General features: G+C 43.5%; 12 protein-coding genes. 8 read left to right on the top strand and 4 right to left on the bottom strand.

Annotated elements, in window-relative coordinates:
• Positions 1-135: 135 nt before the first annotated feature.
• The 7 genes from rimO to fghA all read left to right on the top strand — a co-directional run bounded on the left by rimO (position 136) and on the right by fghA (position 6,310).
• Entirely contained in the window at positions 136-1,557 is a 1,422-nt protein-coding gene (gene rimO / locus GQS54_RS08475) for a 30S ribosomal protein S12 methylthiotransferase RimO (protein ID WP_166423567.1), read from the top strand.
• Positions 1,558-1,559: 2 nt separating this feature from the next.
• On the top strand, positions 1,560-2,009 hold the full coding sequence (locus GQS54_RS08470) for a DUF2721 domain-containing protein (protein ID WP_166423566.1): 450 nt from the start codon (positions 1,560-1,562) through the stop codon (positions 2,007-2,009).
• Positions 2,010-2,054: 45 nt separating this feature from the next.
• Positions 2,055-2,822 (top strand): SDR family oxidoreductase, encoded by a 768-nt coding sequence (locus tag GQS54_RS08465; RefSeq protein ID WP_166423565.1) that lies wholly within the window; start codon positions 2,055-2,057, stop codon positions 2,820-2,822.
• Positions 2,823-2,842: 20 nt separating this feature from the next.
• Positions 2,843-3,703, top strand: coding sequence for an amidohydrolase family protein (locus GQS54_RS08460; RefSeq protein WP_166423564.1), 861 nt, complete (start codon positions 2,843-2,845; stop codon positions 3,701-3,703).
• A gap of 110 nt (positions 3,704-3,813) precedes the next feature.
• Complete coding sequence (locus GQS54_RS08455; RefSeq protein ID WP_346766560.1) at positions 3,814-4,275, top strand: hypothetical protein; 462 nt, start codon at positions 3,814-3,816, stop codon at positions 4,273-4,275.
• 53 nt (positions 4,276-4,328) lie between these two features.
• Entirely contained in the window at positions 4,329-5,447 is a 1,119-nt protein-coding gene (locus GQS54_RS08450) for an S-(hydroxymethyl)glutathione dehydrogenase/class III alcohol dehydrogenase (protein ID WP_166423563.1), read from the top strand.
• Positions 5,447-6,310 carry an S-formylglutathione hydrolase gene (gene fghA, locus GQS54_RS08445; protein WP_166423562.1) on the top strand — a complete coding sequence of 288 codons (864 nt, stop codon included), beginning with the start codon at positions 5,447-5,449 and terminating at the stop codon, positions 6,308-6,310. The genes GQS54_RS08450 and fghA overlap by 1 nt, the downstream gene beginning before the upstream one ends.
• A 125-nt stretch (positions 6,311-6,435) precedes the next feature.
• Here fghA and GQS54_RS08440 read toward each other — a convergent pair whose 3' ends face one another.
• Positions 6,436-9,141 (bottom strand): M14 family metallopeptidase, encoded by a 2,706-nt coding sequence (locus tag GQS54_RS08440; protein ID WP_166423561.1) that lies wholly within the window; start codon positions 9,139-9,141, stop codon positions 6,436-6,438.
• 340 nt (positions 9,142-9,481) lie between these two features.
• Between GQS54_RS08440 and GQS54_RS08435 the strand changes: the two genes are divergently transcribed.
• Positions 9,482-12,370, top strand: a complete 2,889-nt coding sequence (locus GQS54_RS08435; protein WP_240919872.1) for a TonB-dependent receptor — start codon at positions 9,482-9,484, stop codon at positions 12,368-12,370.
• 115 nt (positions 12,371-12,485) lie between these two features.
• On the opposite strand, the gene treF is transcribed toward GQS54_RS08435, so the two are convergent.
• The 3 genes from treF to GQS54_RS08420 form a co-directional block, all read right to left on the bottom strand.
• Positions 12,486-14,018 (bottom strand): alpha,alpha-trehalase TreF, encoded by a 1,533-nt coding sequence (treF, locus tag GQS54_RS08430; RefSeq protein WP_166423560.1) that lies wholly within the window; start codon positions 14,016-14,018, stop codon positions 12,486-12,488.
• A gap of 4 nt (positions 14,019-14,022) precedes the next feature.
• A complete protein-coding gene (locus GQS54_RS08425; protein ID WP_240919871.1) occupies positions 14,023-15,270 on the bottom strand; it encodes an MFS transporter in 1,248 nt (415 codons plus the stop codon).
• 101 nt (positions 15,271-15,371) lie between these two features.
• On the bottom strand, positions 15,372-16,397 hold the full coding sequence (locus tag GQS54_RS08420; RefSeq protein WP_166423559.1) for a substrate-binding domain-containing protein: 1,026 nt from the start codon (positions 16,395-16,397) through the stop codon (positions 15,372-15,374).
• Positions 16,398-16,585: the final 188 nt, after the last annotated feature.

Here is a 16,585-nt window from a genome sequence, read left to right as displayed (position 1 = left end):
GAATTGACGCCCTTTGGGCGAGAAAGTACAGAATATGATCACCAGTCTGATTGACATGACATTTCCAACACATTTCCGTTATAATCCGCTCAATTTGGCGTTCGTTGCCACACACTACTTTACTTTGAGCATTTGATGACTGTTGAAACCTTTAATCCCAAGCAAACCACGACCCTAGAAACCCCGGTTAAGATCCTTGAAGCCGACAAGCCAGCTACCTTATCAACCGGTTCACGGATCGGTTTTGTTAGCCTGGGCTGCCCTAAAAACTTAGTGGATTCTGAACGTATTCTGACTCAACTGCGCACCGAAGGGTATGACGTGGTTAACACCTATAATGACTCAGACTTAGTCATAGTGAATACCTGTGGCTTTATCGATACGGCTGTACAAGAGTCACTGGACACCATAGGCGAAGCCTTGGCTGAAAACGGTAAAGTGATTGTCACTGGTTGTTTAGGTATTAAAGAGGACGAAATTCGTGAAGTACACCCCAATGTACTTGCTATAACAGGGCCTCACGCTTATGAAGAAGTGGTGAATCAAGTGCATCAGCACCTGCCCCAACCTAGCCATAACCCTTATTTGAACTTGGTACCGGATATAGGCGTTAAGCTTACACCTCGTCATTACGCCTATCTAAAAATATCTGAAGGTTGTAATCATCGTTGCACCTTCTGCATTATTCCATCAATGCGTGGTGATTTGGTCAGCCGTCCTATCGGTGAAATATTAGATGAAGCTCAGCGTCTAAAAAATGCGGGGGTTAAAGAGTTATTAGTGATCTCACAAGACACCAGTGCCTATGGCGTCGATGTGAAAAACAAAATGGGTTTCTGGAATGGCATGCCTGTTAAAACCGGTATGACAGAGTTATGCGAAAAACTCGGCGAAATGGGTATGTGGGTGCGCTTGCACTATGTTTATCCGTATCCATCGGTCGACAAAATCATGCCGCTGATGGCGTCAGGCAAAGTATTACCTTATTTAGACATTCCATTTCAACATGCCAGTCCGCGCATCCTTAAGTTGATGAAACGCCCGGCTGCTGCCGAACGCACAATGGAGCGTATCAAAAAGTGGCGTGAGCTATGCCCTGAATTGGTTATTCGCTCGACCTTTATTGTTGGTTTTCCAGGCGAAACCGAAGAAGACTTTCAAATGTTGCTCGACTTCTTAGATGAAGCGCAACTTGACCGCGTGGGTTGCTTTAAATATTCTGACGTAGAAGGCGCTAAAGCCAACGAATTGCCAGACCCACTAAGCGAAGAAATAAAGCAGGAACGTTTTGAACGTTTTATGCAAAAACAACAACAGATCAGCACCGCTAAACTACAGCGTAGAATAGGACAAACTATTCAAGTATTGATAGACGAAGTCGACGAAGAAGGCGCTATTGGTCGTAGTTTTGCTGACGCCCCTGAAATCGACGGGTTAGTCTATTTAAATGGCGACGTTACGCTCAAACCTGGCGATCTAATTACTGCCACCGTGGAACATGCTGACGAGTACGATTTATGGGCTTCACGCTCGGCAAACAGCGATGTTACTGTTTAATAGTGGAATCGTCGATTTCTGATTTGGCTCAGGTTATTCAAATCGTCGTTGCACCGGTCTTTATGTTGACCGGTATTGCGGGCTTTTTAAATGTTATGTCTGGGCGTTTAGGCCGTATAGTTGATAGAGCGAGGATTATTGAAAGGCGTGTAGCCATTCTTAAGAGTCCAGAAAAATTAAAAATCTCACAAATTGAATTAAAATATTTGTGGCGCCGTATAAAAATTATCAATCGCTCAATCGGCATGTGTACTGCTTCGGCGCTGTTTGTGTGTGCGGTGGTATGCAGTTTATTTATCGGCGAATTTTTAGTCGTTGATTTGACCAAAACAATCGTTATCTTATTCGTTATTGCCTTATTGTTACTGATCAGCGCATTGATTTCATTTTTAAAAGAAGTGCAGCTTGCCACTCGTACCTTACAAATGGGTAAAGAGTTTGATGACGAATAGCACCACGATATTGGTTAATTCACGTTACAGCAGCGTAGAGGAATTATGGCAGCACAGTTAAATCAAGCAGTGTGTATTGTCACAGGTGGCAGCCTTGGTATTGGCTGGGCGATTTGTCAGCTTTTTGCTGAGAAAGGTTATCGCGTCGTAAACTTAGATATACAAGCACCTGAGGCTGATATTAATGTTCAGCACAGCAATATCGAATGGTTTTACTGTGACGTGGCGCAGGTTACGCAAGTACATAGCGCCATTGCTAGCGTGCTCGTTAAATACCCCAAAGTGGATTGCTTAATATCCAATGCAGGGGTGCATCTATCTGCTAATATCGAACAAACTAGCGAAGAAGAGTTAGACCGAATGTTCGCTATTAACGTTAAAGGTGCATACGCCGCCATTCAAGCTGTATTACCTAATATGGTGAGCCATCAAGCAGGATCAGTCATTTTAATGGCCTCTGACCAGGCCCTTATTGCCAAGCATAATTCCTTTGCTTACAACCTAACAAAGTCGGCATTAGCGTCGATGGCTAAAACGACAGCTCTTGATTACGCCAAGCACAATATTCGCGCAAATGCCGTCTGCCCCGGCACAATCGAAACCCCCCTATATCATAATGCTATCGACAAATATCTTGCTCAATCCGGTCGCGACGCCACCGAAGTTCATGCAGAAGAAGCCGCATTGCAGCCTTTAGGACGATTAGGTCAGCCTGATGAAGTTGCGCAGTTGTGTTACTTTTTAGCGAGTGAAAACGCGCAGTTTATTACCGGTAGTTTGCAAGTGATTGATGGTGGCTATACCGCTCAATAAACACAAGGTAGCGCCTGACCATGGATATTATCGATCCCCATCTGCACTTATTCAGTCTTGAGCAAGGCCAATACGATTGGCTTAAGCCAACCAACCCACCGTATTGGTCAGACAAAAACAAAATTAACCGTAACTTTAGTCAGCAAGATCTTAGTCTTGCGCCTGAACAAACGCTTGTCGGTTTTGTACACATCGAAGCGGGGTTTGATAACGCACACCCGTGGCGCGAATTAGATTGGCTTGAGCAAGATTGCTCCCTACCCTTTAAAAGTGTGGCGGGCGGCGATTTAACCCGTGAGGACTTCCCTAGCCTACTGTCTAAGCTGCAGACTCGTTCATCCCTGATTGGTTTTCGGCACATCTTAGATGAGGAGGCAAATACACTGCTAAGTAGCGCTGTTTTTCAACAAAACCTGAGCCTACTTGCCCAGCACAGACTTAGCTTTGACGCGCAATTTTCACTCCAAGATGAATGTGCAACCCAAGCGTTGTGCAACATATTAGATACCCTGCCTCAGTTGCGCGTGATCATCAACCACGGTGGCTGGCCACCTGCAGCAAAAAAAAATAAAGCATGGCAACAATGGTATAGGCAACTTAGTAAGCTAGCCCAGTACCCGAATGTGGCAATAAAACTATCAGGTTGGGAGATGCCAAATCGTACCTACACCCCCGATGATTTGTTGCTCTGCTTGACAGCTTGCCTACAAACAATGGGCGATAAACGCGTTATGTTAGCCAGTAATTTTCCACTGACCCTCTTTCGTTGTTCCTATGCTGAGCTGTGGCAAACCTATGCGCAAAAACTAGGGTTAAGTGAATCGCTTAAGACCTTATTGTTTTGCGATAACAGTCTATTTTGGTACCGTTTTAAAGATTAGATAGCGGGCTCTGATGGAATTTTATTTATTCGCGATACATGTCAATTGTACTGGCCGTAGCAAAGCGTTTAGACTAACCACTAATATTTTAAAGAAGTGAGTTGATTTCAGTGAAAACACATCTGAAGAACGTGTATAGATGGCCCTTAATACTGCTCGCCATTGGCTTATTCGGCTGTGCCAGCAATGAACCTAAACCCATCGAAACCACCGACCATTTCACCAGTCAGCTTGGTCCGTCCGGCGTGACACAGTTCGCATTCGGTTTATCTTGGTTTAATTTGCCCGACGAAGATTCAGACAACATACGCGGCAGACGAGAAGGTAGACGAGATGGCGGACGCGACAGTGGAATAGATAGACAGGGTTCACGCCCAATTGGCTCAAATTTCAACCCTCAGCCAGATAACGAAACAAAACTCGCATTGGAAGACAAAGCGGTGCGTAATCTTAAAAACACCCTAGAAAAACGCGATTTATGCCCCATTGGTTATACCATTGATGACATTATTTGGGAGTCAAGGCGCATCCGGTTAATGGGCGCATGCAAATCCAAGTTATCTCAAAAGTAAATTTATCAGGTCTGTACTAATCGGCCATTTGAATAAATAAGGATTATACAATAATGCAAAGTATTAAAACCCGTGCGGCGGTTGCTTGGGCAGCTGGCGAACCCTTGACGATTGAAGAAGTTGATTTAATGCCGCCACAAAAAGGCGAAGTACTGGTTAAAATTATCGCGACTGGCGTATGTCATACCGATGCCTATACCCTATCTGGCGATGACCCTGAAGGCATATTCCCTGCTATTTTAGGCCACGAAGGTGCGGGTATTGTTGAAGCCATAGGCGAAGGCGTTACCTCGGTTGAAGTTGGCGATCACGTTATCCCCTTATATACGCCTGAATGCGGTAAGTGTAAATATTGCTTGTCTGGCAAAACTAACTTATGCCAAGCCATTCGCGCGACTCAAGGCAAAGGTTTAATGCCTGATGGCACCACGCGTTTTTCTAAAAATGGCAAGCCTATTTATCATTATATGGGTACATCGACCTTCGCGGAACATACCGTAGTCGCTGAAATCGCTCTGGCAAAAATCCCTAAGGAAGCCCCGTTAGAAAAAGTGTGTTTACTAGGCTGTGGCGTCACGACAGGTATGGGTGCTGTCACCAATACTGCTAAAGTTAAAGAAGGCGATACAGTTGCAGTGTTTGGCCTAGGCGGTATAGGGCTATCCGTATTAATTGGCGCAAAAATGGCTAAAGCAAGCCGTATCATTGCGATTGATGTGAACGAAGATAAATTTAAAATTGCCAAACAACTAGGCGCCACTGACGTGGTAAATCCTAAAGATTACGACAAATCCATTCAAGAAGTAATAGTCGAGATGACAGACGGTGGCGTAGATTATTCATTTGAATGTATTGGAAACGTTAATGTCATGCGCTCAGCATTAGAGTGTTGCCACAAAGGCTGGGGCGAATCAGTCATCATCGGTGTGGCCGGTGCAGGACAAGAAATATCCACTCGACCATTTCAGTTAGTGACTGGGCGCGTATGGCGCGGCTCAGCATTTGGCGGTGTAAAAGGCCGTAGTCAGCTACCCGACTATGTTCAACGCTACATGGATGGCGAATTCGAGTTAGACACATTTATCACCCACACCATGCCACTTGAAGATATCAACACTGCATTTGATTTAATGCACGAAGGTAAGTCTATTCGTTCTGTGGTGCACTATTAATGAATGCAGCGGCAACCCTTATTGAAATAGCAGCTAACCGTTGTTTTGGCGGTTGGCAAAAACGCTTTAGTCATCAATCGAGTACATTAAACTGTGAAATGACCTTTAGCGTGTATTTGCCTCCAGCTGCTGAGCAAGGAAATACCCTACCCGTGGTGTATTGGCTAAGTGGCCTAACCTGCACTGATGAAAATTTCGTGACCAAAGCGGGGGCACAACGTATTGCCAGTGAACTGGGCATTATGCTCGTTATGCCTGACACCAGCCCGCGAGGCGAAGGTGTACCCGATGCTGATGACCAGGCTTATGACTTAGGTTTAGGTGCAGGGTTTTATATTAATGCCACGCAAGCGCCTTGGGCCACGCACTACCGGATGTACGATTATATTGTTGATGAACTGCCCAGTATTATTCAGCAACGCTTTAAGGTACAAGATAAAGCAGCAATTGCAGGGCATTCAATGGGCGGCCATGGCGCATTAATGATTGCTTTATCAAATGTGAAGCGGTTTACCTCAGTGTCAGCCTTTTCGCCTATCGTAAATCCAGTTAATTGCCCTTGGGGACAAAAAGCCTTTAGTCATTATTTAGGCAATGATAAAAGCGACTGGCAACAATACGATAGCTGCGAGTTAATGCGTCAACAAGGTCATTTCTTACAGATCCCTATGTTAATCGACCAAGGGTTAGCGGATGATTTTTATGAAACACAAAAATTGGCTAAACCACTTGAAGATGTTGCACTAGAGATGAACTACCCGGCTGATTTTCGCTACCATGAAGGGTACGATCACAGTTACTTTTTTATCAGTAGCTTCATTGAAGACCATTTGCGTTTTCATGCCAAACACTTGGCAGAATAAGCCAACTAAATCACTCAATATAACGTAAACAAAAATAGTACAAACAAAAAAATGCCAAGTGGCTTAGGCCACTTGGCATTTTTATCTTTAACGAATTAACGTTAAGTCAGTGCTAGGTACACTTATTATTTCGCTACATAAGCATGAGCTGGCGCACTGAAAATAGCATTCAATAACATCACATTCAAACCATCAAGATAAGCCCGTGTGGTGGGCTCTTGTGTAAAAGCGATAACCATTCCATTGCCACTTGGTTGGTGAATTAAAAATGGTTTATATGCCAACTGTTTTTTGTTTTCTTGCCATAAATAGCCACTTGCCAATACGTCTTTTTCGCCCTTGAACCAAGCTAAGTTTTTGCCTGAAGCCAAACGAATCGGCGTGAAAATATCATCACCGTAGACCAAACCGACAACGTCTGACGGGACGCCAGCAGTTAGCCAGTGTTCTTGATCAACTTCTACATTGGCCAATATTCCTGCAACAAAATCAGGACTCTCTGTTAGGTTTTCGCTGTCTTTAACCAAGTCAGCGTGTTTGCTATAGGCTTTGCCCTTAACTGTCGATGCGTCAGTTTCTGATTCTTTGTCATTACTGTCATCGGTAATAGCCAATTCGCGTTTTACATCCAGTAAACCTATATCTGCATCCGCTGCAAAACGTGTTGCACTGCCAAGAGTGATAAGAACACCGCCCGATTCAACCCATTGCATTATATTATCGGCTCCCGCTTTACCTAAGCCAGTTTGATATTGTCCAGCAGGTAAAATAAGCACTTGGTAATGACGCAAATCAGCGTTAGCCAACGTCGCAGTGCGAATAGCGTTAACCGGATAACCGAATTGTTGCTCAATAACAAACCGGGTACTGCCAGCACTTAACGATGACGTGGGTTCATCCCACGCCATGGCAATTTTGGGAGCGCTCATCTGGTGAGTATCATTGCTACCAAAACTAGGACCATCAGTTACCCAACTAGTATTAACACCGTCGACCAACGCACCACTTGAACTGGCTAAATGTTGTACCTTTGTCGCAATATCATCGTCATTGGTTGCCACTTCTATAATTAAGCTACCAGCGGGATAACGTTTTTGATCATCTAAAGTAAATGCACGGTCGGCAGTTTTAATCACTACACCTTGGCGCAACGCCGCAGTCAAAAACCGCCCTGCGGCCATATCACCCCAAGGTACAATATAAGCAACTGACGCATTAGGGTTGGTCACATTACCCTCTAGGGTATCGCTTATTGTCACCAACCGATGATCCCCTGAGACGCCTTTGCCACACGTTTCTACATCAAGGTTATACATAAGAGGTAACGACCAACCTGTAACATCATAAATTTGGTCTCCAAGTTTACGGTCACGGCGACGCTCTTGCTCTTTGATAAATGCTTTACTCATGTCGACTTGCTTAGTGAATGTGGTTTTTACAAAACGACCACGAGGTTGTGCAGTGTCGATGTAATAACTGCCAGACGCATAGGTTTCGCCACACAGTTTCACTTTATCAGTGGTTTGGTAGACGTTAACCCCGTGCTCGGTCATCAATTTAGCGAGTTTGAAGTTACCAGCACGGTCTCGTTTATTAGGCAAAATAAACACACGCTCTTTTTTGTCTGATTTACCCGCATCAATGGCGTCTACTTGATATTGGTAATAATCCTTCAGTAGTTTAGTACGATTATTAGCGACGGTTTCAGCCGTCGACATTGACGCGACGAAATGACGCAATACCGTATCTTCATAACGTAAATTTTTGCCATCTAAACCTCGGAATATCTCACCCCGTGACGAGGCAACTTCATAAGTTGAAGCTGCTGCTCCATAAAAAGTTGGCCAGCTATCACCGTAACCTGGGTAGAATGCATCAAATATATCGCGGGTAAAATAGTCAAAACCATTCGCATCAAAATGCTTAGCATTATTACGCCCAACTAAATTGATATTTTCTATTTGTGCTTGTGTCATGTGCGGATTCACTGGCTGGGCTGACGGAGCAAAGTAATAACTTTCATCCCCGCCCATTTCGTGTAAATCAATAACAACCAAAGGGCGATAGTGATTCATGCTGGCAATGCGACCTTTGGTTTCAGGCTGGGTAATCGCTAACCAATCGCGATTCATATCAAACAAATAATGGTTAGCCCTGCCCCGTGGCCAAGGTTCATTGTGCTCGGCGCTTAATCGGTCACCGCTGTGCTCCATACCCACAGAAGAGTAGTAGTTCGCAATAAAACGACTGCGGCCATCTGGATTTTGTAGAGGATCAATAAACACAATGCTGTTTTGTAGCACGTTTTTGACCGTTGCATCATCTTTGCCAGCCAGTAAATGATAGGCCGTCATCATCGCTGCATCCGTACTGCTTATTTCATTACCATGCACACTATATTCTAACCACACCGAAGCAGGTAAATCGTTTATTAGATTTTTAGCTTCGCTTTTATGGGTGATTCTAGGATCTGATAAGGCCTGCATACCGTCGGAGAATTCTGCCAAGTTAGCGATATTTTGCTCATTGCCAATAGCTGCAAAAATGAGCTTTCTTCCTTCCCATGTTTCACCATATTCAAATATTTTAATGTGCTTAGGCGCAGCTTTTTGCAATGACTCAAAAAACCGCAACATGTCACCATGAGACGTAATACGCTCTCCCACGCTATAACCCAACACAGCGTGCATATCAGGAATAGTGTCGTCGTACTGTACGCTAGGCCAATTAGCGGGCGCAGTACCTGTCTGGTTATCTGTTGCAAAAGATGAAGCGCCACAGCATGTCAGCGCGCTGAATAACAGTGGTTTAATAAGGTGTTTTAGATTCATTTTGTTCCCTGCGTTGATGTGTACTTCTATCAGTCATTGGTTCGACTTTTATTATTCAGGGATATCATACCCAATGTCATCGGCGAACCTAAGGAAATAGCGGATAAAATCATAACTAAATAGCGACCCACTTATTCAGTTCATTGATTTTTTGATTTACCCGGTCTTCAACTCCTAATTTCATCTCGGTTACCCGTGCTTTATCGCAAATATATAAAAAACAGCAACAAACATCATATGTTTAACTTGTTAAAATGTTTGTTTCTGCTAAATTACACGGTATTAACAACTGACCTCTATTTGCAACATGTCGCATATAGAGTGACTTCACAAGGACACCATGATGATTTTAGCTAGCCACTACCGTTTATTACCGTTGAGTATTGCGATTTCAGCAGCACTGTTAAGTCCAACGGGTTTTGCTCAAGAAGAAGACCAAACTGAAGTAATTCAGGTGCGCGGGATCAGAAGCAGTCTGAGCGAAGCGATGGATCTAAAGAAAACAGCCCCCTCAATTCAAGACAGCATAGTGGCTGAGGACATTGGTAAGTTCCCAGACCAAAACGTAGCTGAGTCCTTGCAACGTATTACAGGTGTAATGATTTCTCGAAATAACGGTGAAGGGGCTAAAATATCTGTACGTGGCATGGGTCCACAATTTAACGCGGTAAAAGTCAATAACCGTACTATTGCAACCACAGACCGTGGCCGCGAATTCGACTTTCAGTCATTACCATCTGAATTGATCTCCGGCGCGGATGTAATTAAAGCCTCTCGCGCGAATATTGCAGAAGGCAGTTTGGGTGCCTATGTCAACGTATCTACTGCACGCCCTCTTAACAGCACAGGGTTTCACGCTGCAACATCAGCCAATATAAGCTACAACGATTTAGCAGAAGATTACGGCAATAAGATTTCTGCAATCATTAGCAATACCTTTGCTGATGACGAATTTGGCATTTTATTTGGTTTTTCTCGCCAAAAAAGCACGAACAGAATTGATGCAGCAGGCACCACACACTGGGGATCATTTCAGGCTGATAACGACACGTGGATCACTGGCCCAACTGTTGACGTGAATGGTCAGGAAGTTACCGAAGGAACCATTTGGTATCCTGGACGTGGCACATTTACGTTAGATACCGAAGAGCGTGAACGTACCAGTGCAAACGTAACATTTCAATGGCAACCGAATGATGACACGATCCATACATTTGATGTGTTATACACAGACCTTAGTCGCCAAGCCGGTAGCAATGGTATTCAAGTCCCACTGCAAGGTTCGGGTTGGAGCGATGTAGTGGTCTCTGAAAACTATACTCTGCTTGAAGGGGTGAGAAATCAAAAACCCATTGATGTGTTGATGCAAGAACGCGGTCAAGATTCAGACACCTTAGCCCTTGGCTTAAACAGCCAGTTTTATCGCGGTAGCTGGAAGTTTGCGACAGATTTCGCTTATTCAAAATCAACGTCAACGCCTAAAGCGAATACGCTAGTCGCTCATGCAATTAACCCTAATTACGATGATTCATTAGGAATATATGATCCTAACTATATCGACGGGCAAATAAAAGGGCTCACCGCCCAAGACTACTTAAATATTGATAACTATGGCGACATTATGTCTATCGATACCTCAGTAGAATATGATAACCCAGCTGCCATTCGCACCCATTGGAATGATATTCAACACAAGGAATTGGAAGATGAAATATTCGAAGCCAAGTTTGATGCAAGCTATACGCTAGACTCTGGGATGCTAACGTCAATTGATATGGGTGTTGCTTACTCAGATCGCGAAAAGTCGCAGTCAGTATTCAAAATCAATCACGGCTGTTACAACACCGATCTTTGGGTACAACCTGAAATCAACACCCCTGACGAGCAATATCTGTTTGATAATACCTTTTTGCCTTACAACACCTGTGGGCAACACATAGATTTGGACGACGGTTTATTCCAAGTAAATAACGAAAACTTTTTAGCCGATGAAAGTGGTAATTTCCCACGTAACTTTGTTTTATTAAAAGATTTTGATGCTTATAAACAAGCTATCGCTGATATTCGTCAAGAACCAAACTGGACCCAAGAATATCTGCAGCCTGCTGAATCAGTGTCTAACACCGAAGAAACAATGGCGCTTTATACTCAGCTTAATTTAGAAGCCGATTTTGACGATATCAGCGTCACCGGTAATGTGGGACTGCGCTATGTAAAAACCAAAACCTCATCCACTGGTCATCGTAAGTTCCGTGAATCTATTCTCGATGTTTACGAACAAAATGAAGGGGTTATTGTAGAAATTGACTATACCGAGCCCGAAGCCTTAACTGCTAACAAAGACTATTCCCACGTATTACCTAGCGCCAACGTGAGTGTTGACTTTGCCAATGGCTTCTTTATAAAAGGCGCTGCTGCAAAAGTGATCACTCGCCCAGCACTTGAAGATACCGGCGTTAACAGCACCTATCCTCTTAGAATTCGTGCAGATCAATACAACACTAAAAGTGGCAACCCCTATTTAAATCCGTATGAAGCCACGCAGTACGATTTATCATTAGAGTATTATGAAGATAACGGTAATGCCTACTCAGCCGGTTTATTTTACAAAGACATTGGCACCTTTATTTCACAAAAAACCATACAAAAAGACACCGGTTACGTGGCGGTGAACCAAAATTGGGGCAGCTTTTATGAATATTCAGAAGAACAAGCCAATCGCAGCGGCGGTAAAGTCAGTGGTATAGAAATAGCCGCACTGCATTACTTCGATTACTTGCCAAGTTGGTTAAGTGGTTTCGGTATTCAAGCCAACTACACCTTCACAGACAGCAAAGATAGCGAAGCTGCTAATGATGAAATAGCGCGCGAGAACGTGCTATCCGCAGGAAGTGGTTTAGAGGGTTTCTCAAAGAATGCTTACAACATCATTGGTTTTTACGATAAAGACGGCTTTCAAGCGCGTTTAGCCTATAACTGGCGTGACAGTTACTTGAAGTACCGTTCAGGCCCAGTCATCGGTAGCAATGGGTTGCCACAACACGTACAAGACTATGGTCAGTTCGATTTCAGTACCTCTTATGACATCAATGAAACCTTCACTGTCAGTGCTGAAGCCATCAACCTGACTAACGAAAAGATCGTGGAATATGCTGATGTGCGTGAACGCGTCACACTCGTTCAATACTCTGGACGTCGCTTTCAAATTGGTGTGAAAGCGAAGTTTTAAACCTTTGTGCCCGATAAGCCCCTACGTCCACTCAACTTAGGGGCTTGTCATTATCACTAATCTTATTGTGTTAGAGATGGGAAATAGGTTCAGCTATTGAGCCTTTTTTGGCCCATTATTGGGCTAATAAATCGCAGAACGCCAACGTTACGCCATTGGTCCAACCGAACCCCTGCTGCACTGCATATTCTCCACCGTCAGCTAGACTATCAGGCATTTGCACGTTGTATTTCTCCATAATATTACCGCTTGAGGTAAAATGTTCGCCCACTGTTTTTAGCCATCGCTGCATAATATCGTTGCCGTCTTGTACATAACCATAATTACGTAAACCTACAACAGCAAACCATTGTAAAGGTGCCCATCCATTTGGCGAGTCCCATTGCTGACCACTCGTATTGAGTGTAGTTACTAAGCCGCCATCTTTTAGAAATTCTCCGATAAGGGCGTCCTTCACACACTGCGCTTGTTTTTCACTGGCAATATTAACAAACAGCGGTAAGCATGCGGCCAAAGAACGCACATTAAGACGCTGCTGCTGTTCAAACTGATAATCAAAATAAAAACCTTGTTCAGACGACCAACAATAATGATCTATGGCTTTTTTACGCCTCGCGGCCAATGCTTCAAAATCTGCCCCTTGTGCATATTGACCCATCATATTGTGATACTTACCTAAGGTCGCTTCTAAGCGATACAATAAGCAATTCAAATCCACAGGTATAATGCTAGTCGTTTGAATAGATGCGAGCGTCCTTTCATTTGCGAACCAGCGAGAACTGAAATCCCAGCCGGACTCACACGCTGCGCGAATATGACGATAAAAGTCTGCCCGTTCGGACATGGCAAATTCAGACGCTAATTCGACATCTTCTAAATAGGATTCGCTGCGCGGCGTCGATAAATTATCCCAATAACGGTTTAATACTGCACCACAGGGCATTTTTACTGTGCGATAACACGCATCGCCTGAACCGTTGAGTTTGTCTTGCCCATGCATCCAGAACCGATATTCTTGCTCCATACCCGCCAGGCTTCGTTGCATAAAATCACGGTCAATGGAGTCGTTTTTTTGCATACACAACTCAACCATCATTGCCAAAACCGGAGGCTGAGAGCGGGAATAATAGTAGCTTCGATTACCGTTCGGTATACAGCCTAGCGTTTCTTGTAAGTCGATAAAATTCAAAACCATAGATTCAATTAAGCTAGTGTGTTGTGACAGTTTTAATCCCAAAGCAGTAAAATAACTGTCCCAGTAATATATCTCGCGAAAACGACCTCCAGGAATAATATAAGGATGGCGTAACGCCATCAATGTACTGTTGCTTTGCTCGCTATCCGGCGCTCGCGTTAATTTAGGCCACAGACTTTGAATATACTCAATCAGTGAGGCAGGACAATCGCTGTCATTTAAAACGATTTCCTCTGGTAAGGTAAAATGTTGGCTAACGAATTCACTAAGACTGAAATCGTCTACCAGTTTGTCTTTTTCGTATAACGCAACTAGCGCTAACCAACTGCTATTGGGCGTCGCATCACATAAGGTTTTACTGTCATTAAATAACCCAGCGAGTTGAATTCGTTTAAATAACCCTGAGTCAAAAAAGGCGAGACTTTCGTGATCAAATGAATTTGCTTGGCGCATTCAATTAGGCTCCTTGTAGGCAGTTTTTATTCGGTTCCGTCGATATTTTTTTAAACAAATACAGACTGATAATGATCATAACTATGGGAATAAGTGACATGTAAAAAGCATGTTGTCCGCCAAATTTCTCAAAAATAGTACCGGTCAAAATTGAACCTAACGTACCACCCAACGCTGAAAATATCACGATAAGGCCAGTCATTTTGGCATGCTGATGATTAGGCAAAGCACTGAGCATGACCGAGTTAATAAGCGGATAAATAGGTGCCATAAATAAACCAATAGCAGGCAATAAATACGCTGCAAGCGGGGCACTAAATAGGCCATTCACTACTCCATCAGGGAGGTTTTCAGTCATAGGTAAGGTCAAAACAATGGTTAAAAACATCATCACTAAACAGCTATTTACAAATACGTACCAAGGCACGAATCTTAAAATGACGCCCGCTAACAAACGGCCAACTGCGATCATGGCGGCAAAGATACTGGTGATTTGAATACTGATATTTACGGGCAAACCTAACACCTCTCGGTTAAAAGTCGGTAACCAAGACCCTATACCTTGCTCCACTAATACGTATAGAAAAATCGATATAACAAAAATCAGTACCAAAGGCTGGTAAGTCAGCTTCAGCATATCGGTAAATTCGCTCATTGCCCCCGCTTCGTTTGGCATAAAAGGCTCGCGCTCTATAGGTGCAAAGTAGACAAACACAGCCGCTATTGCGATTAATCCACCCAATAAATAATATACATTGAGCCATTCAAGAGAGGCAGGACTGTCTGGGTTAATAAAGCTGCTAAATACCCAGTAGCCAGACAACACGCCAATCATAAAGATCCCCTCTACGGTGTTCATCAGTGATGAATGACTTTTAGTATCAACACTTAGCTGACCGATAAGTGAGTAGACTGATATTTTGACTAAGGCAAAGGCGGTACCTATGGTGGCGAAAAGGATTTTGATAAAGAAGAATTCAGCAAACAGGGGGGTTAAAAGACACACCACAGCAACCATCACAAGCCCGATACATAAGGCCACTTGATAACCAATTCGGGGAATAAACGACGCGACGAAAAAAGACACAAAGGCAATAGACAAATCCTTGAAGCCTTCTAACGTGCTCGCATCGCTCTTTGAGACATCAAAACTGGTGAGCGATTGCAATATCACCGTACCCACACTATTGAGCAAAACGGCAAAAACAAAATAACACAGTGAGATAGCAACAATGGTGAGCATTCGATTCATAGTTTAGGTCTACGCTAGTGTGATTAGGGCAAAGTGTAAAACGTAAGTTAAAAAAATGCAAACGTTTGCAATTTCATTTATGAAAAATTTGGGACGACGATTTATACGTTATGTTTGCTTGATTGTCGCGTCACAAGTTCTATATCAACGACAGATGAGCCGACTTTTTGGCCGTTAAGTTGCGCAATCAGCTTATCAACCATGATCTGGGAGGCTCTTAAAGTATTTTGTTTAATAGTTGTTAACGACGGGTATGACAACTCTGCCATCAATATGTCGTCAAAGCCAACCACGGCCACGTCATTTGGTATACCGATATAACGCTCTTTCAATGCACGAATGGCGCCTAATGCAACCATATCACTACATGCCACAATACCATCAAAAAAGAGCCCTCTACTTAGGATCAGCTCACCTATTTTTTCGTATGCGGCACGACTCGTAATATCGATAGCGACCGTAAATGTAGGGTCAAACGCCCGTGCATTTTTTGCTAATGCGTCTTGATAACCAAGATAGCGCCCGGTCATTTCCATATGTTCAGGGTCGCCTAAAAATAAGATATTTTTGCAGCCACCGTGCAATAAATGCTCGGTGGCAAGCTCGCCGCCTAAGCGGTTATTACTGCCAACTGTTGGATAGCTTGAATCACGCAGCGGGTCGCCCCACACAACCATGGGCACCCCTGTAGCAGCCACTTCTTGCACTTTCTCGTCGCTTTTTCCCTGCCCTACGACTATCAAGCCGTCAGCCCGCTGACTATTAATGAAATAGTTAGCCCAATTGTCTGTGGCCATAAATGAATTAGACAACAACAAATCATAGCCTTTGCTGTTTAATGCTTGATTCAAGTCAGCGACAATTTTTAACAAGAACGGATCACTGATGCTCTGCTCAGTGTGATCAATTAGATTAAGAATAACCGCCACAACGTTGGTCTTTTGTGTGCGTAAACGACTCGCCGCAGTGTTAATACTGAAGTTATGCTGCTCAGCTAATGCTTGAATACGCACGCGAGTTTCTTTCTTTATAATCGGATTATCACTTAGCGCTCGGGATACGGTAGATGTGGACACCCCCGCCAATTCGGCTAAGTCATTCAAGTTTAATTTTTTATTATTTTTCAATCAATTACCTAAACTAAATTATGCGCTATATAGGTTAACATGCCCTAAGGTAAGCACAAAAATACGCATTATCAACAATGTCTGTTATCCCTAGTGTAATCGTTTTTTTATAAGACTACACCTTATCGCTCGACCATAAAAAAACAAATTCCCAGTTAAATCAATTAACTCCGCACACAAATGCAAAG

It is taken from the genome of Paraglaciecola sp. 20A4 (genome assembly GCF_011378905.1).
Lineage (GTDB): Bacteria > Pseudomonadota > Gammaproteobacteria > Enterobacterales > Alteromonadaceae > Paraglaciecola.
Note: the sequence above shows the minus strand (reverse complement) of the source record. Positions and strands in the feature narration are given on the sequence as shown.